The organism is Sphingopyxis granuli NBRC 100800, assembly GCF_001591045.1.
GTDB classification, from domain to species: domain Bacteria; phylum Pseudomonadota; class Alphaproteobacteria; order Sphingomonadales; family Sphingomonadaceae; genus Sphingopyxis; species Sphingopyxis granuli.
Map to the genome: position 1 here is coordinate 19,497 of NZ_BCUA01000022.1, position 21,340 is coordinate 40,836.

18 protein-coding genes and 2 tRNA genes are annotated in these 21,340 nt (G+C 64.4%); 15 read left to right on the top strand and 5 right to left on the bottom strand.

The window, feature by feature from the left end:
* Positions 1 to 26: 26 nt before the first annotated feature.
* On the bottom strand, positions 27 to 224 hold the full coding sequence (locus tag SGR02S_RS07500) for a hypothetical protein (RefSeq protein ID WP_419964919.1): 198 nt from the start codon (positions 222 to 224) through the stop codon (positions 27 to 29).
* Positions 225 to 396: 172 nt separating this feature from the next.
* On the opposite strand from SGR02S_RS07500, the gene SGR02S_RS07505 reads away from it, so the two are divergent.
* The 3 genes from SGR02S_RS07505 to SGR02S_RS07515 all read left to right on the top strand — a co-directional run bounded on the left by SGR02S_RS07505 (position 397) and on the right by SGR02S_RS07515 (position 4,677).
* Positions 397 to 481, top strand: a tRNA-Leu gene (locus tag SGR02S_RS07505).
* A 91-nt stretch (positions 482 to 572) separates the two neighbouring features.
* Positions 573 to 2,162, top strand: coding sequence for a trigger factor (tig, locus tag SGR02S_RS07510; protein ID WP_067107448.1), 1,590 nt, complete (start codon positions 573 to 575; stop codon positions 2,160 to 2,162).
* A 157-nt stretch (positions 2,163 to 2,319) separates the two neighbouring features.
* Positions 2,320 to 4,677: a serine/threonine-protein kinase gene (locus tag SGR02S_RS07515; protein WP_169799657.1), complete on the top strand. Its 2,358-nt coding sequence runs from the start codon at positions 2,320 to 2,322 to the stop codon at positions 4,675 to 4,677.
* Between the two features lie 28 nt (positions 4,678 to 4,705).
* Here the strand turns inward: SGR02S_RS07515 and SGR02S_RS07520 are convergent, their stop codons facing one another.
* The gene (locus tag SGR02S_RS07520; RefSeq protein WP_067107452.1) at positions 4,706 to 5,323 is read right to left on the bottom strand and encodes a DNA-3-methyladenine glycosylase family protein; all 618 of its coding nucleotides are present in this window, start codon (positions 5,321 to 5,323) and stop codon (positions 4,706 to 4,708) included.
* Positions 5,324 to 5,423: 100 nt separating this feature from the next.
* Between SGR02S_RS07520 and SGR02S_RS07525 the strand changes: the two genes are divergently transcribed.
* Positions 5,424 to 5,741, top strand: coding sequence for a 2Fe-2S iron-sulfur cluster-binding protein (locus SGR02S_RS07525; RefSeq protein WP_067107528.1), 318 nt, complete (start codon positions 5,424 to 5,426; stop codon positions 5,739 to 5,741).
* Between the two features lie 82 nt (positions 5,742 to 5,823).
* Here the strand turns inward: SGR02S_RS07525 and rlmB are convergent, their stop codons facing one another.
* Positions 5,824 to 6,591: a 23S rRNA (guanosine(2251)-2'-O)-methyltransferase RlmB gene (gene rlmB / locus SGR02S_RS07530; protein WP_067107454.1), complete on the bottom strand. Its 768-nt coding sequence runs from the start codon at positions 6,589 to 6,591 to the stop codon at positions 5,824 to 5,826.
* An 80-nt stretch (positions 6,592 to 6,671) separates the two neighbouring features.
* Between rlmB and SGR02S_RS07535 the strand changes: the two genes are divergently transcribed.
* The 11 genes from SGR02S_RS07535 (at position 6,672) to SGR02S_RS07580 (ending at position 18,666) form a co-directional block, all read left to right on the top strand.
* Positions 6,672 to 6,758, top strand: a tRNA-Tyr gene (locus SGR02S_RS07535).
* 80 nt (positions 6,759 to 6,838) lie between these two features.
* Positions 6,839 to 8,494: a site-specific integrase gene (locus tag SGR02S_RS07540; RefSeq protein ID WP_067107456.1), complete on the top strand. Its 1,656-nt coding sequence runs from the start codon at positions 6,839 to 6,841 to the stop codon at positions 8,492 to 8,494.
* Between the two features lie 1,067 nt (positions 8,495 to 9,561).
* Complete coding sequence (locus SGR02S_RS07545) at positions 9,562 to 9,762, top strand: DUF6771 family protein (protein WP_067107459.1); 201 nt, start codon at positions 9,562 to 9,564, stop codon at positions 9,760 to 9,762.
* Positions 9,763 to 9,812: 50 nt separating this feature from the next.
* On the top strand, positions 9,813 to 10,706 hold the full coding sequence (locus tag SGR02S_RS07550; protein WP_156483005.1) for a hypothetical protein: 894 nt from the start codon (positions 9,813 to 9,815) through the stop codon (positions 10,704 to 10,706).
* A 253-nt stretch (positions 10,707 to 10,959) separates the two neighbouring features.
* Positions 10,960 to 11,343: a hypothetical protein gene (locus SGR02S_RS07555; protein ID WP_067107465.1), complete on the top strand. Its 384-nt coding sequence runs from the start codon at positions 10,960 to 10,962 to the stop codon at positions 11,341 to 11,343.
* Between the two features lie 254 nt (positions 11,344 to 11,597).
* Positions 11,598 to 11,972, top strand: a complete 375-nt coding sequence (locus SGR02S_RS07560; protein WP_067107468.1) for a BRO-N domain-containing protein — start codon at positions 11,598 to 11,600, stop codon at positions 11,970 to 11,972.
* Positions 11,973 to 12,303: 331 nt separating this feature from the next.
* Positions 12,304 to 13,062, top strand: a complete 759-nt coding sequence (locus SGR02S_RS07565; protein ID WP_156483006.1) for a hypothetical protein — start codon at positions 12,304 to 12,306, stop codon at positions 13,060 to 13,062.
* Between the two features lie 836 nt (positions 13,063 to 13,898).
* Entirely contained in the window at positions 13,899 to 14,072 is a 174-nt protein-coding gene (locus tag SGR02S_RS20020; protein ID WP_156483007.1) for a hypothetical protein, read from the top strand.
* Positions 14,073 to 14,259: 187 nt separating this feature from the next.
* Positions 14,260 to 16,272, top strand: coding sequence for a hypothetical protein (locus tag SGR02S_RS07575; protein WP_067107475.1), 2,013 nt, complete (start codon positions 14,260 to 14,262; stop codon positions 16,270 to 16,272).
* Between the two features lie 391 nt (positions 16,273 to 16,663).
* The gene (locus tag SGR02S_RS20540) at positions 16,664 to 16,816 is read left to right on the top strand and encodes an Arm DNA-binding domain-containing protein (protein ID WP_255211414.1); all 153 of its coding nucleotides are present in this window, start codon (positions 16,664 to 16,666) and stop codon (positions 16,814 to 16,816) included.
* A gap of 80 nt (positions 16,817 to 16,896) precedes the next feature.
* Positions 16,897 to 18,666 (top strand): tetratricopeptide repeat protein, encoded by a 1,770-nt coding sequence (locus tag SGR02S_RS07580; RefSeq protein ID WP_082797022.1) that lies wholly within the window; start codon positions 16,897 to 16,899, stop codon positions 18,664 to 18,666.
* Positions 18,667 to 18,720: 54 nt separating this feature from the next.
* Here SGR02S_RS07580 and SGR02S_RS07585 read toward each other — a convergent pair whose 3' ends face one another.
* Entirely contained in the window at positions 18,721 to 20,832 is a 2,112-nt protein-coding gene (locus tag SGR02S_RS07585) for a prolyl oligopeptidase family serine peptidase (RefSeq protein ID WP_174521641.1), read from the bottom strand.
* 84 nt (positions 20,833 to 20,916) lie between these two features.
* Complete coding sequence (locus SGR02S_RS07590) at positions 20,917 to 21,339, bottom strand: DUF4112 domain-containing protein (protein ID WP_067107484.1); 423 nt, start codon at positions 21,337 to 21,339, stop codon at positions 20,917 to 20,919.
* Position 21,340: the final 1 nt, after the last annotated feature.

A 21,340-nucleotide genomic window follows, 5' to 3' on the forward strand; every position in this document is an offset into this window, starting at 1 on the left:
GGGTCAAGGCCGGATTGGCGGGCCGGTCAGGGTTGCGGTGGCAACTCGTCGGGACCCCGGCCGGGCTGGTCGAGGTCGCCGCCGCCGGGGCCGTCGGGCAATTCGACGGGCCGGCCGGCCGGGTCTTCCAGTGGGTTCGGCTGCACCGGCTGCTCGGGCGGCGCCTGCGGCTCGATGGTATCGGGTTTGGGTTTGGGCAGCGGGTCGGGATTGGTCGCCATCATGCATCTCCTTGTCCTTTCAACGAATGGGATGATGCCATGTTCCGTTCCCCCGCATCCATGGGAAAAGGCGGCGTTCACCCTTGCTCTCGGCGTCCCGTCTGCTATAGCCCCGCGCGGCCCGCACGGGCGTGCGCGGCAGCGCGCGATTTCGTGCACCCGGCCGACAGCTCCTGCGGGCGTGGCGGAATTGGTAGACGCGCTGGTTTTAGGTACCAGTATCGCAAGATGTGGGGGTTCGAGTCCCTTCGCCCGCACCACCTCCGCGAGCTTCGATCGGGATATGGGGAACGCTGCCTTTCGGGCGGGGTTCATCGTTACGAGATTTTGAGCAAGGATAAGACCAAGGCAATGAAGACCGTCGAAACGCTGAACGAAGGGCTGAAGCGCGAGTATCGCCTGATCATCACTGCGAATGACATCGACGCGCGGGTCGATGACGAAGTGAAGAGCATCGCACCGACCGTGCGCATGCCCGGCTTCCGCCCCGGCAAGGTGCCGCCGAACCTCATCCGTAAGATGCATGGTGAGGCGCTGTCCGCTGATGCGCTCAACAAGGCGATTGACGAAGGCGTCAAGGTGCTGATGGCGGAGCAGAAGCTGCGCCCGGCGCTGCAGCCCGCGGTCACCCTCGCCGACGGTTACGAGCGCGGCAAGGATGCCGAACTGACCGTCGCGCTTGAGGTGCTGCCCGAAATCGAGGCGCCGTCGATCGACGGGCTGGCGCTCGAACGGCTGACTGTCCCCGCCGACGACAAGGCGGTAATGGCGAAGATCGAGGAATTCGCTGTGCAGATGAAGCGCTTCGAGGACGCCCCCAAGACGAAGAAGGCCGCGAGCGGCGATCAGGTGATCATCGATTTCGCGGGCAGCGTCGACGGCGTCGCTTTCGACGGCGGCACGGGTGAGAACATGGCGGTCGAAATCGGCTCGGGCCAGCTCATCCCCGGCTTCGAGGATCTGCTCGTCGGCGTGAAGGTCGGTGACGAGAAGACCGTCAAAGTGTCGTTCCCCGAGGACTATCCGGTCGAGAATCTCAAGGGCAAGCCTGCCGAATTCGCCGTGACGGTGAAGGAAGTGAAGGTTCCCGCCGACACGAAGATCGACGACGAGTTCGCCAAGTCGCTCGGTCTCGAAAGCCTCGACAAGCTCAAAGAGCTGATGAAGGATCAGGTCGAGCAGGAGCATAACGGGCTCACGCGCACCTATATGAAGCGCAAGCTCCTCGATCAGCTCGCGGCGAGTCACGATTTCGAAGTGCCGCCGACGATGGTCGAGGCCGAATTCAACCAGATATGGCAGCAGCTCGAACATGAAGCGAGCCACGAAGAAGACCCCGAGGCGGCAAAGGCCGAGCTGGAGAAAGATCGCGACGAATATCATGCGATCGCGGTGCGTCGCGTCCGTCTGGGCCTGCTACTGTCCGAGATCGGGCAGGCGAACGGGGTTCAGGTCAGCGCGCAGGAAATGCAGCGGCTGGTGACGCAGGCGGCGCAGCAGTATCGTCCCGAGGATCGCCAGCGCTTCGTCGAATATGTCCAGCAGGACGCGCTCGCCGCCGCGCAGCTCCGTGCGCCGCTTTACGAGGACAAGGTCGTCGACTTCCTGTTCGAGAAGGCCGAGATCAGCGATCGCGAAGTGACCCGCGACGAACTGGAAGCGGCGATCGAGGCCGATGACGACGGGCATGTCCACGGCCCCGGCTGCGGCCACGACCATGATCACGACGCCAAGCCGGCCAAGAAGGCGGCGGCGAAGAAGCCCGCCACCAAGAAGGAAGAGGCCGCCGAAGCCGCGCCCGCCAAGAAGGCGCCGGCGAAGAAGGCTGCGGCCGCCAAGGCCGATGACAAGCCGGCTGCGAAAAAGGCGCCCGCCAAGGCTGCCGAGGACAAGCCCGCTGCGAAGAAGGCTCCGGCAAAGAAGGCCGCCGCGAAGAAATAAGCTTCTTCGCGTCGCAAGAGACCGAAAGGCCGGGTGGGGAATGCTCCGCCCGGCCTTTTTCGTCGGTGTTCCCATCCCGGGACGCAGGGCGATCCAAAGGATCGACCTGCCGCGAAAATATACTAGGATCGACCCGGGCGAGATCGGGGGGATCAGCATGAACGAGCGCGAACGCGAAATACGGGTGCTTCGATTTTTCGAGGAATTGCTCGCGGTTGCCCCTGAGCGACGGGCTGCGTGGATCGACGCGCGAACGGCGGATGAACCCGAACTGCGCGCGCGGCTCGAGTCGCTGTTGGCCGCAAGTGCCGGCCCCGGTCTGCAGACCGGCATGGCTGCGTCGATGATCGACGACGAACCGGTTCCCGAACGGATCGGGCAGTATCGCATCATCGACGTCATCGGTCGGGGCGGCATGGGCACCGTCTACAAGGGGGAGCGGGTCGGCGGCGATTTCAACCACGTCGTCGCGATCAAGCTCATCAAACCGGGGCTGCTGTCCGAAGCGCTGATCGAGCGGTTTCAGCACGAACGCCAGGCGCTGGCCGATCTGGGTCATCCCAATATCGCAAGGCTTTTCGACGGCGGACAGACCGACGGCGGCCTGCCCTACATCGTGATGGAATATATCGACGGCGATTCGCTGGGCGATTGGCTTTCGAAGGAGAAGCCCGGCCTCGACCGGCGGTTCGATCTGTTCGAAAGTGTGTGCGACGCGGTGGCCTTTGCCCATCGCAACCTGATCATCCACCGCGACATCACGCCGTCCAACATATTGGTGACGCGCGACGGCGTCGCCAAACTGATTGATTTCGGCATCGCCAAGCCAGTATCGGCGCTGTGGCAGGACCGCGCCGGCGTCGGACCATCGCTGGCCACGCTCAGCCTGACTCCCGGTTATGCCGCGCCCGAACGAATGACGGGCGGCGAGGCGACGACGCTGGTCGACATCTATTCGCTCGGCAAGGTGCTGGCGTTCCTCGTCGGCGGCGCCGAACGCGCCCCGGAACTCGATGCCGTCATCGCCAAGGCTACGGAGGTCGATCCCGGCAAGCGCTACGAGACCGCGCAGATGCTGCGCGGGGACGTCGCCGCCTGGCGCGCCGGCCGGCCGGTGTCGGCATATGGCGGCGGCAAGCGCTACCTGCTCGCCAAATTCGTCGGGCGCAATCGGTGGCCGGTCGCGTTCGCATCGGTGGCGCTGCTGGGGTTGACGGCGGCGCTGATCGCCGTGCTGGTCGCCAACGCCCGCGCCGAGGACGCCCGCCTGCGCGCCGAGGCCCGGTTCGACGACGTGCGCGCCTTGGCGAAGATATTGCTGTTCGACGCCTATGACGCCATCGACGCGGTGCCCGGGACGACCGACGCCAAATTGCTGCTCGCCGATAGCGGCAAGACCTATCTCGACAAGCTGGCCGCGGACCGCGACGCGCCGATCGACGTTCGGCTGGAGGTGGGCGAGGGCTATTTCCGCCTGTCGAAGCTGATCGGCTTCACCGGCGGCGGATCGCTTGGCAAGCGCGAGGAGGGGAAGCGGCTTCGGCAGCATGCGCTGAACCTGCTCGGGCAATTGCATCGCGACTATCCGCGCCGCGATGACATATCCTTGTCGCTCGGCCACCTGTTGGCGACCGCGGCCGGAGAAAGCTTGTACGGCGACGGCGATGCCAAGGTCGCGCGTGCACAGGCCCAGGAGGCGCAGCGGCTTCTCGGTGGGCTGGCGCGGCAGACGCCGCGCAGCGCCGGCGCCCTGGCCGGTGCCTATCTGTATCTGGGCGACAGCTATGGCTGGGACAATGACCTGCCGAAGGCGGGAGCGACCTACGAAGCGGGCATCAAGTTGGTGCAGACGATGCCGCCGGCTCTTCGCGACGAGCAGGCCACCCGCATTGCCCTGTCGGGCCTGTTGCGCCAGAGCGGCGAAGTCTACCGCTATGCCGACAAGCCCGACCAGGCGATCGCGCGCATGCGCGAAGCGGTGGCCCTCAACCGTGACATCGTTCGCGCCTCGAAGGGCGACCCCGCCACGGTCCGAAAGCTGGTCGCATCGCTCTGGTCGCTGGGCGACATGTACCGCGTCGCCGGCCGGCTGGACGACGCATTGGCGACGATCAACGAAGGGCAGAGCCTCGCGCGGGCGCAGCAGGCGGCGAACCCCAGGGATGCGGGCTGGCCCGAATCGGTGGCGCTGACCGGCATGGTGCTGGCCCAGATTCAAAGCGCCCGCCGCGACAGGCCGGCGGCGATCGCCGCGGCGCAGGAAGCGATCGCCATTCGCCGTTCGCTGGCCGCCAAGAGTGGCGGCAACAAGGGCGCTCGGTTGCATCTCGCCGTGGGGTTGAAGGACGGCGCCGGAGTCTATGCCGTCCTCGGGCGCCCGGATCTGCAATGCCCGGCCTTGCGCGAATCCCTGGCTATCATGCAAGCCTATCAGAAGGACGGAACGCTGTCGGAATATGACCGCGAAAACAATCTGAAACCGGTTACGCAGGCGTTGGCGCAATGCGCATCCTGACGGAGATTTCGGGGGAGGGGCAGGGACGTTAGATCACGTCCATGTTATAGCAGTGCCAACTGAAGATCGCCGCCGCGCCGCGGTGCGGGCGCCAGGGTTCGGCGAGTTCACGTACCCTTTTCTCGCTCGGCCGCGCGTCGAGGCACAGGATGCGGCCGACTGCTTCCTGCACCGCAAGGTCGCCCGCAGGCCAGATGTCGGGGCGTCCCTCGGCGAAGAGCAGGTAGATTTCGGCCGACCAGCGGCCGATGCCCTTGACCTTGGTGAGCAACGCGATCGCCTCTTCGTCGTCGGCGGGGAGGGCGTCGAAATCGAGCGCGCCGTCGAGCACGAGCTGCGCGAGGCTCTTGGCATAGCTCTGCTTCTGCGCCGACAGGCCGCAGGCACGCAGCGCGTCGAACTCGGCCGCGGCCATCACGTCCGCCGGGCAGCCTTCGCCGAACCCGGCCTCCAGCTTGTTCCAGATCGAATTGGCGGCGGCGACGCTGACCTGCTGGCCGACGATCGTGCGCAGCAAGGTCGTGTAGCCGGGCTCGCGGATGCGCGGCTCGGGATAGCCGGCGTTGCCCAGCGCGCGCGCAAAATTCGGTTCGACCGCCGCCAGCGCGTCGATTCCCGCAGTCAACTGCTCATGGCTCAGGCCCATTCGATATTCCCTTTTTGTTCCTGCCGTTTCCCTAGCAGCGCTTGATTTGCCGTGCAACGCGCGACATAGGCCAGCCGACTCGAAAATTATGGGGATGAGCATGGCCAAGCTGATTGTCGTGACGCGTGACGGGACCGAGCATGAGATCGAAGGCGACACCAGCCTGACCGTGATGGAGAATATCCGCGATGCGGGCTTCGACGAACTGCTGGCGCTGTGCGGCGGCTGCTGTTCGTGCGCGACGTGTCATGTCCATGTCGAAGAAGGCAGCCGCGATGCGATTCCCGCGATGAGCGAAGACGAGAACGACCTGCTCGATTCGACGAGCGACCGCGACGGCAATTCGCGCCTGTCGTGCCAGATTCCGTTCACCGCCGAACTCGACGGTCTACGGGTGCGGATCGCCGAAGAGGACTGAGACCGAAGGTCGCCCTGGCGAAAGCTGGGGCCTCTGGCATCCCGTATGATGGTAGCGGTCCCGGCCTTTGCCGGGACGACGATCAGGCCGCCGTTGTGGCAACCGCGTAGAGCGCGACCGCTGCGGCGTTCGAGATGTTCAGGCTTTCCATGCGCGGCGAGATCGGCAGCCGCGCGAGCACGTCGCAATGCTCGACGACATTGTGGCGCATGCCATCGCCCTCCGACCCCAGCACCAGCGCCACCTTGCTGCCGTCGAGCGTCTCGCCGAGCGTCGTCCGGGTATCGCCGGTCAGACCGATGCGCCAATATTGCGCCTCGGCGATCTCCTCAAGCGCGCGCGACAGGTTGACCACGCGCACCCACGGCACGCTTTCGAGCGCACCCGACGCGGCGCGCGCGATGACGCCGCTTTCGGGCGGGCTGTGCCGGTCCTGCGTGATGATGGCGGCGGCATCGAAGGCCGCGGCCGAGCGCAGCACCGCACCGATATTGTGCGGGTCGGTCACCTGGTCGAGCAGGACGAGCGGGCGCCGGCTGTCGGCATCGACCTCAGCCTGCAATATGTCGGCGAGGAAGATATCGTCGAGCGGATCAACTTCGATCACCAGCCCCTGGTGCGGCGCATCGCGTGCGACGAGTCGCGCAAGGTCGGCGACATCGGCATAACTGATCGGAATCACCGGCGGCAGGTCGAGCTGACCGAGCGCTTCGCGCGTGCCCCAGATGCGCCGGACGCGGCGCTCGGGATTAGCGAGTGCAGCCAGCACGGCGTGCCGGCCCCAGAGCCGGACGCCCTGACCGCGCGGATTGCCACCCTGCGGGCGGCGATGACGGGATATTTGTCGCATAGCGCGCGGCCTTTCCCACGACTGCCATTGACAGGCAAGCCTCGTTTCGCCATGGCACCGCTTCCCCGCAGGGGCCCCATGGACAGGTGGCCGAGTGGTTAAAGGCAGCAGACTGTAAATCTGCCCGGGTTTCCCGTACGCTGGTTCGAATCCAGCCCTGTCCACCACCGCCTCCCAAGGCGATGAAAACCCTAGAAAACATAGGTTTCTGACCTTCCGTTGCTACACAAAGTTGCTACACGGAGGCATGGAAGCTGTGTTCAAATTATCCCGCAGAAAAGGCTCGGCGAAGTGGCAGGTTCGGAAGCGTTGGCCGACTGACGTCGCCAGAATCCTTCCCGGTGAGTTCAATATGTCCACCGGCGAGGAGGACAAAAAGGCAGCGGAACAGGTGCTGCCCGTGATCGTCGCAGCGTTCACGCGACAGGTTCAAGAGGCCCGCGACAAGCTCGCAGCGGCCCCGCCAACGACCCTTAGCGAACCTCAAGCCCTCGCAATGGCCGCGAACTGGTATCGCTCCACGCTGCCGCAGTTCGTAGTGAAGCGCCCTATCGACCAGCTCAAGCAGCGGGAGCTTCTCGACATCGCCCGGAGCCGCTTGGCGCAAGCGGAGGAGGCCGCAGGCCGAAACGACTTCATGATGGTGTTGCGGACGGCGCGGACCTTGGCGCACGATGCCGGTCTCGCTCTCGACGAAGATTCCGCCGAGCTGCGGATGCTTCAAGAGCATCTCATGGGCGCCTTCATCGACCTTCACGCCGCAGCCGTCGCGCGTCTGTCAGGGCAGCCGCAATACGAGCCGCGCCGCGTCAACCTCAATACCGCCGTTGAGGCGGAAGCCCCCGGCGCCGATCCCGCCGACCGGACCCTAGAGGAACTCCTGACGGCCTATGAGGCAGATAAGGGGCCGCGCTGGAGCGGCTCGACAAGGAAGGGCGTAGCTCCGGTCTTCCGACTCCTGCGGGACGTGTTCCCCGGTCGCGGCGTGAAGAGCATCACGCGCGAAGATGCGCGCACGGTTCAGGAGCTGTTGAAGCGCTTGCCGTTGAACCTTGGGCGCCGGAAGGAACTCGCGGGCCTTACCGTGCCGCAGGCGGTCGAGAAGGGGGAGGCGCTTGGCCTGCCAACGATCCAGCCAAAGACCATCAACGACGGCTATCTCCTACACATTGCCTCGGTCTTTAATTGGGCGCGGAAAGAGCAATGGGTGCCCTCCAATCCGTTTGAGGGCCTTTCGGTCCACGACGCGGTGAACGATGCGGAGCGCCGCTCGGCGTTCAGCGACGATCAGCTCTCGACCATCCTCCATTCGGGCCTGTGGCGGGCCCCTTGGGCACCTGATGGGCGGAAGGCCGGGGACTATTGGGTTCCGCTGCTATGCCTTTTCCACGGCTTGCGGAACGGGGAGGCGGCGGGCCTCCGCGTAGAGGACATTGGCACCGACGACGGGATTCCGGTTTTGCACCTTCGCGAGTATGGCGAGCGTAAGCTGAAAACCGCAGGCTCGCGGGCTACCTTGCCGATCCACCCGCAGCTCCTCCAGCTCGGCTTCCTAGACTATGTCGCTGCGCGCCGGGGTGCCGAGGAGTTCCTGTTGTTCCCCGAGGGCACCGTGAACCAGCGGGGGCAGGTTGGGGCGAAGCTCGGCGAGCGGTTCAGCGCGTTCGTGAAGTCTTTGAATCTGATAGGGACCAAGCTCGGGATGCACTCATTCCGCCACAGCTTTGAGGACGGGCTTCGGAGAGCGGAGCTTGCCGAGCGTACTTCGTCGGCCCTGTCGCGCCGTATCGAGCCGGGGTCCGGCAAGGCATATGGCGACGGCATGTCCACGCGCCAGAAGGCGGAAGCACTCGCGAAGGTCACCTATCCGGGTCTCGACCTGTCGCATCTCTACCTGTCATGACGCCCACTGACGCCGACATCGCACGGGTAGTCCGAGACTTTCGCGTCGCGATTGATGCAGCGGGGCCGGAACCTTGGGCGCGCGGAGGCTGGACGTTCCCGCGCGGCGCCTGCGGCCATGCGGCGGAGTTGCTTGGCCGTTACCTAATTGAACGGCTTGGGATCACCTGCGATCATGTGAATCAGACAACCGAAGTGGACATCGGCGGGTGGACTGGCGCCCATAGCTGGCTTGAGTGGAACGGCCTGTTCATTGACATCTCGGGCGATCAGTTCGGCTGGGCGCCGGTAATCGTAACGCGCTATCCTATCCATCACGGGAGGGGCGGGGAGCCGACACGGCAGCCGGTCTACGGTGCGCACGAGCGAGATTGGTGGGCGTCACAATGTGGCTATTTGTGGCGAGCTATTTCTGCTCATCTTCCCTGCTGACGCATCGGCCGTTCCAACGATTCCAGACTTATTGGCGGGTTTTCACAGGTAAATGTCGATTTTGCGACGAAAGCCTAGGTTATGGCCACTCTTAAAGGTTGCGTCCGATTCAAAATGGACTCACAAAGTTCTTGCCCCGCAGGCTCACCGAGCATCTTTTTTTGATGTCAGGAGTCCGTCATGCACCGGTGGTTCGCCCTCGTGGAAATAGTCAGGTCGTTCAATGAGCGCGGGTCGCCTAAGTTGGCCTTTGCGTCCGTCGCGCTGTTTGCGCTCGTCCCCATTGTCGCGATGGGTCTGGCGCTCGCGTTCGGTGTCCCGGCTCTCCGCTTGCCGTGAAAGCCACTGCCCTGCTCCTCACCAAAGGCTACATCGTCACCGCCAAGGAAGTCGCGAAGTTGATCGGATCGACTTCGGGTCGGTTCCCGGCTGACATCTTCGGAAAACGCCGTTGAGGCCCCTTTCGTGATTCTACAGCACTGTCAGGCCGCTTAGGCTACTGGCTTAGCCTAAAGTCTCCGAACGACTCTCACGCGCCGGAAAAGCCGCCAAGAGGCCGTCCAATTAGTCAGGGCTTGCGGGCACCGAACCATCGGCGGGCTTGCTCAAATGTTCTATTTATGTTCTCATTGTGTAATGGAACGATTAGACCCCTCCCGAGTCGCTGATGCAATCCTGACCGCCGCCGGGTGGGCGCGGGTCGGCATCACGGCGCCGACCAGCCACATCCGCATCGCCGCAGCGCATGAACTCGCCCGAACGATCCTAGAAGACATCGGGCAGGAGACCGAAGGGGCCGGTGGGGACCAGATGGGACTGGCGCTTGAAGCGCATTAGCGTCGGCCGCTGCCATTTTGTTGATCGCTGTTACCTGCTATGCAGCGCCGATGACTGATGAATCCGAAGAAAAGATGCGCTTGCGCGTTATCAGCACGAAGGCAGCCATTTTGGCGAGAGACCTACTTATAATAAAAGGTCTCTATAGTTCGATTGATACCAGCGATGAAATAGGTGCGGTGGCCGAGCAGAAGCTGCGCACGGCCTCTATCGGTACGTTCGACTGCTATTGCACGAAATGCCGGAAAGAGACTTCGTTTATTGTTTCCGCGATGCCCGTGCCTCACACCGGCGGCGGGTTGCGCAACGGCAACGCTCTCGCAAACCCGCCGACGCTCTTCGCGCTCCGAGCCGTCTGTCAGCGTGACCTCACGTCATATCTTTATGTGTTTCACAAGGCCGAGAAGCGGGTGCTCAAGATCGGGCAAGCGCCTTCGATGGCTGACATCTCGTTTGGAGAACTTCAAGGCATTGATAGTTCGGTCGATCCATTGGACCGAAAAGAACTAGGGACGGCCATCGGTCTTTTCGCACATGATGCTGCCTCTGGCGCATTTGTATACCTCCGCCGCGTGTTCGAGCGCATGATCGCAAGAGCGCATACGAAGAGGATTGAAGCTGGGGGCGACCCCATTGCCGACTTTGATAAGATGCGTGTTGACGAAAAGGTCGGCGCGCTTGCCGAGCAATTACCCGAGCGGGCGGTGCGCAATCGCGCCGTATTCTCTGTGCTTAGTGCGGGTATTCATGAGTTGACCGACGAGCAGTGTCTCGCCCTCTTTCCAGTTGTAAAGGCTGTTATCTTTCAGATGCTTGAGGAGGAAGAGCATATGCGAAAGAAGCAGATCGCCGAGCGCGAAGCTGACGCTGCGTTTCAGGCTCTTCTTTCAAATGGCTTCGGCTCGGCGGCGACAGCGGGCGACGACGAAAGGCCGCAAGGATAAAGGGGGCTGCCTCTGTCGGAGGCGAGCGTCACGCGGGCACGCGAAGTAGGGGGTGGCTGTGATAGATGCGCCGGTGATTGATGGCCGGGAATGCGGGCAGTGCAGCATGTGCTGTAAGCTCATGGCGATCGACGAACTCAAGAAACCAGCGGGAAGTTGGTGCCCGCACGTGGTAAAAGGTTGCGGTTGCGCGATATACGCCGAGAGGCCCCATTCATGCGCAAGCTTTGGTTGCGGCTATTTGCATTGGCCGATGACCGAAGACCATTGGTTCCCCTTCAAAAGCAAGATGGTGATCGTGGCGGAGGATGAGGCCCGCATGGCAATCCATGTTGATCCCAACACACCCCACGTCTGGAAATCCGAGCCCTATTATTCCGACCTCAAGCGTTGGTCTTGGCACGCAGCCCAGCATCAATTTCAGCAGATTGTCGTCGTGATCGGCAGAAGGATGATTGCCGTGCTTCCCGACAAGGATGTGGACTTGGGAATAGTCGCGGAAGACGAAGTCGTCCTTACGGGTCAGCTCGCGGACGGCAGCTATTCGGCAATGAAGTTTAATGCCCGTGACCCGGCAATTGAGGGTCTCCGATATGGGCAAGAGTACAAGTTCAAGGCCCCCCGTCTTCCGGGGTGAAATCCGCCTAAATCCGGGAATCGGCAATTAATCAGGACTACCGGACATAGGAGACTCTCCGCCCCCGGTCAGATATATGGGATTACCTTAAGGGTGCCTTGAGGAGACCATCGGGTCCGTGAAGGCTTCCCCTAAACATCCCCCTCCTACAGACCTTATCTCTGGTCCTATGAAGGATGCGGGAAGGTCGGCCCCAACGGCCCCCTCGGATTGTCCGCAGCTCTGAAATCACTTCGACATAGGACATTCGCGATATGGACACCGCGCACCCGATCATCCTCGAATACACCGGCAATCCCATCCGCGCCGTCGTCATTGACGGGCGCCCGTGGTTCGTCCTCAACGACGTCTGCCGCGCCTTCTCGCTCTACATGAAGAACGGGCAGCCGCAGGTGGACCAACCGGCCCGCAGGATTGCCGAGGAGGACCAAAAGTTCCTTCGGGTCCACGGCAAGGTCGGCCCGCGTGCCGTTCGGCTCTCGTCGGTGCGGGGTCTATACGAAGCGGTCCACCCGCGCACGCGCCGGGGCCTCGTCCCTGCGAACGCTCCGACACCGGCGGCAGCAAATCGCTTCCGCAGGTGGATTGAGGGCGAGGCCGTTCCTGCGCTGGAGCGCGCGGCGGCCTGACCCGTTCGCCGCATATCGGGGATAGATCGGTTCTATCCCTGCACCTCTGATCTCAAGCGTACTGCGGCTGCCGAATTAGTCCGGACTTGGGGCTAGTGAACCGCGTTCCGCGCGGCCTCGCCACATTCAATTCAGATCGGTTGACCTCCCCGCCGCCCTTCCTTCGGCGGGATGCTGGTCCCGTAGCGCCTGCCTCTCCTCTGGCCTTACGTCAGGGGCTGGAGCGAGGCAGGCGCGCCCCATTCCGGCGAGAGCCGGATAACTCGACCCCCGACCTGACCGGGGGTCTCCGCCCGTGGCCTTGCCACACCTTCAACATGAGTACCTGACTATGAATACCCCTGACGATTCCGCCGGTGCGGACTACACCGGTCCCGATCACGGCTTCGGCGATGACAACGCCCTGGCTGACGAAATCCTCCAGCAAGACTGGTATGCCGATAATCCTTCGGCGCACGACACCTCCCGCATGGGTGCCCGCCGGTGGGAACTCCCAACGACCGTTGACGGCCTGACGCCGGACATGCGCGAGCCGATCCTGAAACAGCTCATCGGCGTGAAGCCCGAGCAGCGCGCTCATTTGGAGACGCAGCTCGTCCGCAAAGCCATCGAAGAGCGCAGCAAAGACGTCCGTATCCTGACCGGTCTCGGCGACGGCGCTACGCCGCTCGCGAAGGCGCAGGTCAACATCGCCTATCGCGCTCGCGAACTCGCCCGCCGCATTTCCGCTACGCAAAGCGAGCTGGACGAGGTGACGGGTAGCAAGGCTGTAACCGACCCCTCCACCGGGCAGACCGTGATGCAGCCGCTGTATCGCCTCACGGGCGAGCTTCGGTACAAAGCAACGGAGGAGGTCAACCGGCTCAAGGGCGAGCTTTCGGTCCTCAACGGCCCCGAAGGTGACAAGGAGCTGGAGCAGGCTCTTCGCGAGAGTGTCGATCAGGTGAAAGACCAACGGCAGGCCGCCGCCGACCTTGTCGAGATCGACCGACGCGCAAGGGAGAGCATCCGCGAGGATGAGCTTAACGCCCGTGCCGAGCTTCATGCCAAGCACCTTCGCGCCAAGTCGAACTACAGCGCGAGCCTCTAATGCGCCGGAACTCTCACTTCGATATGTCCGCCGGTGCGAAGACGTGGAACGGAATCGACGACGGGGACGCCTCGGCGTACTCGCCCTCCTCGGTTCCCGCATACGACCCTTACGCCCCCGATAGTACCGACTACGCCGCCCGCAGCCGCGAGAGCATGTCGGACGGCCCCAGCGGCATCGTTCGTATCGACTACGGCGCCGCCGCCTAACCCAACCCCCGAATAAGCCCGTTAGCGCCCCGCCGCCTTTCGATCAGATTTGAACGAAAGTCTCTGCGGGGCGCTTTCATGCGCCAGTAGGAAAACCCACAACATGACTACCCGATGCGCGCTTCGGCGGGCTGTCAACGCCAAGTGCAAAGCCTGCATCTACGACCCCTACGCAAAGGGTCTCGGCGGCTGGCGCGAACAGGTTGCCGCCTGTGTCAGCTCGAACTGCGAACTCCACCCTGTCCGGCCGCAACCTCGCGGAAGGAATACCGATGGGGAAGCGTAGGCCCGTACAGACGCCCGCAGGGCACCAGCAATGCCACCAATGTCTCTTCATCAAACCGCACGCGGACTTTGAGCCTTCACGGGATCGAGCCTGCGGCATCCTAGCGAGCTGTCGGGCGTGCATGGTCGTCTTCCGGGCCGACCGCGCTGCGTGCCGTCATATCATCGCCGATGCCGCCGAGCGCATAACGGCAATCCAATATGCTCCGACCGTCGTCGCCGACTACGCGCCACCGTTAGGCTCCCTTTCGGGCTCTGAAATGATAACCGACGCGCACTTCCAATGGCGAGATCACCAGCTCCGGCAACAGCGAATCCAGCGCCGAAAATGACACCGTAACGATGGCCTATCTGATTGGATTTCTCATGACACTCTATCCCTACGCCCATGCTGCCATGATGCTGACTTCACAGGCCGCTCGCGATCACTTCGCGGGCCGTGCCGGTCTCGGACAGGTCAATATCCACGCCCTCATGGTTGGCGCGAAGCGGCACGCGGCCCGTAAGGCCCGTTAGTTTTCGCTCAAAAATCCGAAGCGGGATAGCGCAGCGCGTTCGTCGGCGCTCCCCCCACAGGGGGTGCCGTGCGGGCATATCATTGCCGCGCGTCCCCTTCGGCTCCCCATAAACATTCCGACATCACCCCTATGGCCGCGACCATGCGCCATTCTTCGGGGCGGGCGGGCGACGAAAGATTCCTACAATGGCAATGGACCTATCCAAAGCCGAGCCGCGCACCGCGAATCAGCGGCGCGACCGACTGACTGACAACCGATCCTCCATCTTGCCGGGGCGCCGCGACACAAGCGCCGACCGGCTGCAACAGTTCTCCAGCATGTCGTCCGCCCGTCGTGGCGACGGCGGCGCCGAGGCCCTTATGCGGACCCTTGGTATCGTCAACGACGCTGCGGGCGACTTCAAGCAATACGCCGACGCGAAGTTCAAAAAGGACGAGAGCGACAACGCCGCACAGGGCGCGCTGGACGAAGCTACCGACAAGGTTGACGCCGAGAAGGCCGAACGGTCCTACGGGTACCGCAACGCCGTTGCGCGCGGTCGAACGACGTCCGCGTGGAATGATGGTCTCCGCGACTTCGGGGACGACCTTCGCGGCCTCGTGGAGCAGCAGGACCAGCTCACATTGGAGGAGCGGCAGGCCGAAGTGCGGAAGCGGGTCGAAACCTTCTTTGAGAACTTCGCGGTCGATCCGGACACCGGCAAGCTCCGCGACTTCCTCGCGACACCTGACAGTATGCGCTTCCTCGCGGAACAGATGGGGCAATCTCGCCCGCAGTTCGAGCAGGCCGCGCTCCAGCGTATCGAAGAACGCTTCAACGAAGAGGCAGTAAGCCACTTCGGCAAGAACGTGATGGATCAGGCCATGAGCCTCCAGCCGGGGCAATGGCTGGACCTCTCGTCCGCCGACGCTCTTCTTCCGCCCACGGTGCCCGCACAGGCCCGTAAGGCCGCAATCGTGAACTCCGCGCAATCGGCGGCAGAAGAGTTGAAGCGACAGGGCCGACCGCAGGACGGTTGGCGCATCTATCGCCAGCTCCTCGGCATCATGCCCGCCGAGCCAAACGCCGAACTAGCCACCCTCCAGTCCGGCCCGGTGCCGTTCGACATTCCCGCATCAGATGCTGCCAAGTCCCCGCAAGGTGCCCCGAAGGCCCCCGCCGGTTTCGACATGGCATCCTACATGGCCTCGACGCGCGGCGCCGAGAGCCGAGGCGACGATACCGCGCAGGCCACAACATCGTCGGCCTATGGGCGTTATCAGTTCACCAAGGGGACGTGGCTTGGCCTCTACCGGGCCGAATACGGCAACACGGGTGAGACCGAAGCGCAAATCCTCGCCAAGCGAGCGAAGGGCGACGTGCAAGACAAGCTTATGGAGCGCCTGACCCGCAACAACCTCTCGGCTCTCAAACGCGCCGGGATCGACGCGACGGCGGCGAACGCTTACCTCGCTCACTTCCTCGGCGCATCGGATGCTATCCGCGTCCTTCGCGCGGCCCCCGGCACTCCAGTGGAGCAGGTGGTCGCCGCCACGAGCATCGCCGCGAACCGATCGGTCTTTAACAAGGCCGGAACGGCAGGCGAGCTTATCGCATGGTCCGGCCGCAAGCAGGGCAACGAAGGCGGCGGCGGTGCCGTCACGCCCGACGACCCCGTAATAGCCGACCCGAGCTTTCGCGCTCCCGACGTGCCTCTCGACCCTATCGAGCTGGCGGACGTGGAGATCGCACGGGCGGCTCCGCCTCCTCTGTTCACCGGCGCGCTCATTCTCAACCCCAAGGAGCGAGCCTCGCTCACCGAAGCAAGTGAGCAGTACGCTCGCGAGGTTCGCGCAGAATGGGCAAAGGAAAAGCGGGAGACGGAGGACAGAAACGCGGATGTCATGGTGTTGCGTCTGTTCGGTCAGGGCGAGCGCATCACGTCGCAGGACGTTATGGCGGCCGTGGATCGCGGAGACATCCGTATGGATCAAGCCACGGGCCTCCTACGGGGTCTCCAGCAAAACGCCGAGGCTGCCGACCGCTACGAGGATCGGCAGGAAGCCGAGGCCGACCGCGACAAAAAGGAGCGGCAGGAGAAGCAAGCCGAGAGCCTAATCTCGCACTTCACCGGGGGGATTTACTCGGGCCGCGAAACGCCCGCACAGGCCCGTGCGCGTGTCCTCGAAATGATCGACAACGAGGATTGGGTCTTCTGAACCTTGAAGTCCTTGTCGGTGCCCCGCAGGACTGCTACACAAACGCCCACAACGGCAGTTCAATACCCTAGGTTTTCTGCGGTTTTCTAGGTGGCCGCTGGTAATCCAGCCCTGTCCACCATTTTTCGTTCCGGGGGCTTCCGCCAAAGTCCCTAGAGATCCCAGAAAACCTAGCTTATTATGCCTGCGGCTTTCCGCTCGCATCCGCTGCCGTCCGTGTGCAGTCGGAGCGTAGTGTGGGGAGAAATGTGGGGAGAGATCGGCTCGCTCCCACATTTTGACGCCTCAAAGTGTGGGGAGAGAATCCGATGGGTAAACTCACAGCGATAGCGGTCAAGGCGGCCCTGACTAGTCCCGGCACCTATCAGGATGGGACGGGCTGTTCCTGAAGGTGGACAAGCACGGCGGGGCCTACTGGCTCCTGCGCTTGCAGCGCGACGGCAAGTGGCAGGACATGGGGCTGGGCAGCGCCAAGCTGCTGACGCTGGCGGAAGCGCGCGAGAGGGCCGGCGCGCTACGCCCTGTTCGCCATCCCATCAACTGAAATGTCCCCACCGCTCTTTTGAGCGACCCCCCTTCGTGATAGATTGCCGCGATATTCACCTTCGGGGGGAGGGGACCGGGATGCGTCATCCGTTCAAGGCGGCCGCGATCGTCGGCGTCGGCTTTTCGCTCGCCAGCTTCGCGCCCCTGCCGGGCTTTTCGACCGCGGCGCTCGACGTGCTCGACCCGAGCCGGCTTGCCGGGCTGAGCTGCGGGGCGCAGCGCGCGGGTTCGGCACTGGCGCAGAATCTGCTCGGCGCAGCGGCGATGGCGGCGCCCGCCAGCCAGGTGCGGCCGATTCCGCTCTATCCCGATCTTGCCGCATCGCCGTTCCCCGTCTCGACCCGCGATGCGCAGGCGCGAAGCTATTTCAGTCAGGGCCTGCTCCTCAATTACGGCTTCAACCACGCCGGCGCGGTGCGTTCCTTCCGCGAAGCGCAGCGCCGCGATCCCGATTGTGCGCTCTGCTGGTGGGGCGAAGCGGTGGCGCTGGGGCCGAACATCAACGCGCCGATGGACGAGCGCGACCGCACGGCGGCGCTTGATGCCATGGACCGGGCGATGGCGCTGCGGGCCGCGGCGTCGCCGATAGAGCGGGCGCTGATCGAAGCCGTCGCGCATCGCTATTCGCGCGATGCCGGCGCGGATCGCGCCGCGCTCGACGCCGGCTATGCCGATGCGATGCTCGGTGTCGCGCGCGCTTTTCCGGGCGACGACGATGTCGCGGTGCTCGCGGCGGAGGCGGCGATGGATACGACGCCGTGGAACTATTGGGAAGCCGACGGAAAGACACCGGTAGGCCGCATCGGCGAAGCGGTGCGGCTGATCGAAACCGTGCTGCGCCGTAACCCCGACCATGTCCAGGCGAACCACCTCTATATCCACCTGATGGAGGCGCGCGATCCGCAGCGGGCCGAGGCAGCGGCGGACCGGCTGGCGAACCCGCTGGCGCCAAGCGCCGCGCATCTCGTCCACATGCCGGGGCATATCTATCAACTGCGCGGACGGCACGCCGATTCGATCCGCGTCAACGTCGCCGCGGCGCGCGCGGACGAAGCCTTTATCCGCAGCGCGGGCGACGACGGTTTGGTGCGCTATGGCTATTATCCGCACAATATCCACTTCATCGTCACCTCGGCGCAGATGGCGGGCGACATGCGCACCGCGGTCCGCGAGGCGCAGCGCCTGCGCAGCGTGCTCGACCCCGCGACCTCGGCGCGGATCGGCTGGATCCAAGCGATCGATGCCGCGCCCTATTTCGCGATGGCGCAGTTTGCCGATCCGAAGGCCATATTGGCGATGGCCGCGCCCGACGCGCGCCTGCCCTATCCGAATGCGATGCGCCACTATGCGCGCGGCGTCGCCTATGCCGCGCTGCGCGATCGTACCGGATTCGAAGGCGAGATGGCCGCGCTGGCGACTCTCCGCACATCTGGCGCGCTCGCCGACCTGATCGAGCAGGGCCTGCCCGCGACGGATCTGGTGATGCTGGCCGAACGGGTCGCGCGCGGCCGGTTCGCGGCATCGCTCGGCCGCCATGACGAGGCGATCGCGTTCTATCGGCAGGCGATCGAGATCGAGGACGGCCTGCCCTATCAGGAGCCGACCTTCTGGTATTATCCGGTCCGGCAATCGCTCGGCGCGGCGCTGTTCCGGGCGCGGCGGTACGGCGAGGCGAGCGAGGCGTTTCGCGGCGCGCTGGCGCGGGCGCCGAACAACGGCTGGGCGCTTTACGGGCTCGGCCGCAGCGAGGCCGCGCGCGGCCGCAGGCTCGAAGCCGCCGCCGCGGACCGGGCGCTGTCGAAGGCGTGGCTCGGCGAGCGGCGCTGGCTTCGCATGGATCGTCTGTAGCCGGCGTCCGTCTCAGTCTGGTTCCGTAACGCGCGCCATGCGGCGTTTCCAGCCCTATTTCCTTTCCACCAGTTCGCGCAGCAGGAAGGCGTGGAGCATCGCCGCGCGCACAGCATCCTCGGCATGATCGGCGCCGACCGAATGGCCGCCCTCCAGATATTCGTGGTAATAGACGCGGTTGCCATATTCCTCCAGCTTCGCCGCGAACTTGCGCGCGTGGCCGGGATGGACGCGGTCGTCCTTGGTCGACAGGTAGAGGAAGATCGGCGGATAGGAGACGCCGTCGCGCACATTCTGATAGGGCGAATATCGTGCCATAAAGGCCCAGTCCTCCGCCTTGTCGGGATCGCCATATTCGGCGACCCACGACGCGCCCGCGAACAGGTGCGAATAGCGCTTCATGTCCTTGAGCGGCGAGCCGGAGATCACCGCGCCATACAGGTCGGGACGTTGCGTCATCGCCGCGCCGACCAGGACGCCGCCGTTCGACCGGCCCGAAATCGCGATCCTACCCTTTGCGCTGACCCCGGTCTTCACCAGATCCTCGGCGACCGCGTGCAGGTCGTCGAAGCTATTCTGGCGCTTCTCGCGCAGCGCCGCCTGATGCCAGGCGGGGCCATATTCGCCGCCGCCGCGGATATTGGCGAGCACATAGGCGTTGCCGTCCTCGACCCAGAACAGGCCCAGCGGTCCTGCGCGATAGGGCTGGCCGGTCAGATAGCCCGGCGTCTGCGCCGCGCGAAAGCCGCCATAGGCATGGACCAGCGCCGGGACCGGCCCCTTCGCACCGGTCTTGCGGACGAGGAAATAAGGGATTTTCGTTCCGTCCTTCGAGGTGGCGAAGCGCTTTTCGACCGTCATGCCCTCCGCATCGAAGGTGGCGGGCAGGCTTTGCACCGTTTGCGCCGCGCCGGTCTCGGCGACGGCATACAGCGTCGGCGGGTCGAGCATGGTCTCGCTGGTCGCCAGCGCGATATCGCGCTTGCCGATCGTGCCCACGAGGTTGACCGTCGCATTGGTCGCGAGCGGCACCTCGCGCTGTGACCAGGCGCCCGTCGCCGCATCGCGGCGCACGGCGAAGAGCTTGCCCTCGACATCGTCGAGCGCCTTGACCCACAGCAGGTTATCGCTCGCCGCGACCTCCTCGATCGCCTGCGCGCGCGTCGGGGTCATCACTGGCACCATCGCCGTCTGGCGCCCCACTGCCATGTCGGCAAGCGACATCGCGACCAGTGAGCCTTCGGCGATCGCGCCCGCCGACTTGTTGAGGAAGACGATCGCCTGTCCGCCGAGCACGTCGCGCAGGTCGGCGGTGTCGGGGATTGATGCGGCGACGAAGCGCGATCCGTCGGCGCTCGGGATCAGATAGTCGGTGGTGTAGAAGCTCTTGCCGCGCCGGATCAGCGTCCACAGCCGGTCGCCGTCGACGAGCGTGAAGGGCGCCATGCTGACGTCGCCCGCCTCGCCCTCTGCCACCACGACGGCATCGGAAAGCGGCGTGCCGCGCTTCCAGCGTTTGACGATGCGCGGATAGCCCGAAGCCGTCATACTGCCCGCGCCGAAGTCAGTCGCGACCAGCAGCGTGTCGGCATCCTCCCACGCGGCATTGCTCTTTGCTTCCGGCAGCGCGAAGCCGCTGTTGACGAAGCGGCCGGTCGTGCGGTCCCATTCGCGCACGACGTCGGCATCGGTGCCGCCGGAGCTTAGCGAGACGAGGCAGCGGCGATATTCGGGGGCGAGGCAGTCGGCTCCGTGCCAGACCCAGCTTTTCCCTTCCGCCTTGCCGAGTGCGTCGACGTCGATCAGCACCTGCCATTCGGGCTTACCCGCCAACCAGGCGTCGAGCGGGCTTTGGCGCCACAGGCCACGGGGATTCTTCGCATCGCGCCACAGGTTGGTGACGACATCGCCCATCACCTCGTCGGGCATGGCGATCTGGCGTTCGTCGTCGAGGATCGCACGGGCGCGCCGACGATCCGCCTCGAAGCCAGGGCGCGACAGGATCAGTTTGTCGGTGGCGGCATTTTCCGCCTTCACCCAGTCGAGCGCCTTCGCCCCCTCGATCTCCTCGAGCCACAGCCAACGATCCTCTTCTTCCGCCGCGGCCGGGGCGGCGGCGGACAGCGAACAGGCCAGGGCAAGCGCGGCAAGGCTGGCGCGGATCATCATCATCTCCCCTGAAGCATCCTTTGGCTGATGCTGTGCTAGCATCATCACACACTGCGAGGGAAGGGGCGACCGTTGCCGCTCTTACTGGTCGATGACGACCGTGCCCGGATGATGCTTGTCGAGGTGTTTCTTGATGATCTTCAGGTTGCGCGTGTTCGACCGGAACAGCAGGTCGAAGGCGTCGCCCGCGAGCGGGATCGCGCCGAGCGCAGTGTCGACGCTCAGATTGCCGATCATCCGCCAGATCTGCCATTTCGACATGCCGAGGTTGCGCGCCTCCCATATGATATAGGCGCCCATCACCGCGGTGATCGCGTCGCCGACCACCGGAACGAGGCCGACGATCGCGTCGAGCCCGACCGGCCGGTTGATACCGGGGATGGTGAAGCTGCGTTCCAGAATGATTTCCAGCATCTCGACGCGCTTGCGCAGCGCCGCCGGATCGCGCCGGTTGGGGATCAGCGCCTCGAAGATCGCGTCGGTATTCGGGGACGAAGGGGCCATC

What these genes read in the sequence shown, in the direction of transcription:
- SGR02S_RS07500 (WP_419964919.1), bottom strand. Translation starts at nt 224, where the DNA reads ATGATGGCGACCAATCCCGACCCGCTGCCCAAACCCAAACCCGATACC.
- tig (WP_067107448.1), top strand. Translation starts at nt 573, where the DNA reads ATGAAGACCGTCGAAACGCTGAACGAAGGGCTGAAGCGCGAGTATCGC.
- SGR02S_RS07515 (WP_169799657.1), top strand. Translation starts at nt 2,320, where the DNA reads ATGAACGAGCGCGAACGCGAAATACGGGTGCTTCGATTTTTCGAGGAA.
- SGR02S_RS07520 (WP_067107452.1), bottom strand. Translation starts at nt 5,323, where the DNA reads ATGGGCCTGAGCCATGAGCAGTTGACTGCGGGAATCGACGCGCTGGCG.
- SGR02S_RS07525 (WP_067107528.1), top strand. Translation starts at nt 5,424, where the DNA reads ATGGCCAAGCTGATTGTCGTGACGCGTGACGGGACCGAGCATGAGATC.
- rlmB (WP_067107454.1), bottom strand. Translation starts at nt 6,591, where the DNA reads ATGCGACAAATATCCCGTCATCGCCGCCCGCAGGGTGGCAATCCGCGC.
- SGR02S_RS07540 (WP_067107456.1), top strand. Translation starts at nt 6,839, where the DNA reads ATGGAAGCTGTGTTCAAATTATCCCGCAGAAAAGGCTCGGCGAAGTGG.
- SGR02S_RS07545 (WP_067107459.1), top strand. Translation starts at nt 9,562, where the DNA reads ATGGAACGATTAGACCCCTCCCGAGTCGCTGATGCAATCCTGACCGCC.
- SGR02S_RS07550 (WP_156483005.1), top strand. Translation starts at nt 9,813, where the DNA reads ATGACTGATGAATCCGAAGAAAAGATGCGCTTGCGCGTTATCAGCACG.
- SGR02S_RS07555 (WP_067107465.1), top strand. Translation starts at nt 10,960, where the DNA reads ATGACCGAAGACCATTGGTTCCCCTTCAAAAGCAAGATGGTGATCGTG.
- SGR02S_RS07560 (WP_067107468.1), top strand. Translation starts at nt 11,598, where the DNA reads ATGGACACCGCGCACCCGATCATCCTCGAATACACCGGCAATCCCATC.
- SGR02S_RS07565 (WP_156483006.1), top strand. Translation starts at nt 12,304, where the DNA reads ATGAATACCCCTGACGATTCCGCCGGTGCGGACTACACCGGTCCCGAT.
- SGR02S_RS20020 (WP_156483007.1), top strand. Translation starts at nt 13,899, where the DNA reads ATGGCCTATCTGATTGGATTTCTCATGACACTCTATCCCTACGCCCAT.
- SGR02S_RS07575 (WP_067107475.1), top strand. Translation starts at nt 14,260, where the DNA reads ATGGCAATGGACCTATCCAAAGCCGAGCCGCGCACCGCGAATCAGCGG.
- SGR02S_RS07580 (WP_082797022.1), top strand. Translation starts at nt 16,897, where the DNA reads ATGCGTCATCCGTTCAAGGCGGCCGCGATCGTCGGCGTCGGCTTTTCG.
- SGR02S_RS07585 (WP_174521641.1), bottom strand. Translation starts at nt 20,832, where the DNA reads ATGATCCGCGCCAGCCTTGCCGCGCTTGCCCTGGCCTGTTCGCTGTCC.
- SGR02S_RS07590 (WP_067107484.1), bottom strand. Translation starts at nt 21,339, where the DNA reads ATGGCCCCTTCGTCCCCGAATACCGACGCGATCTTCGAGGCGCTGATC.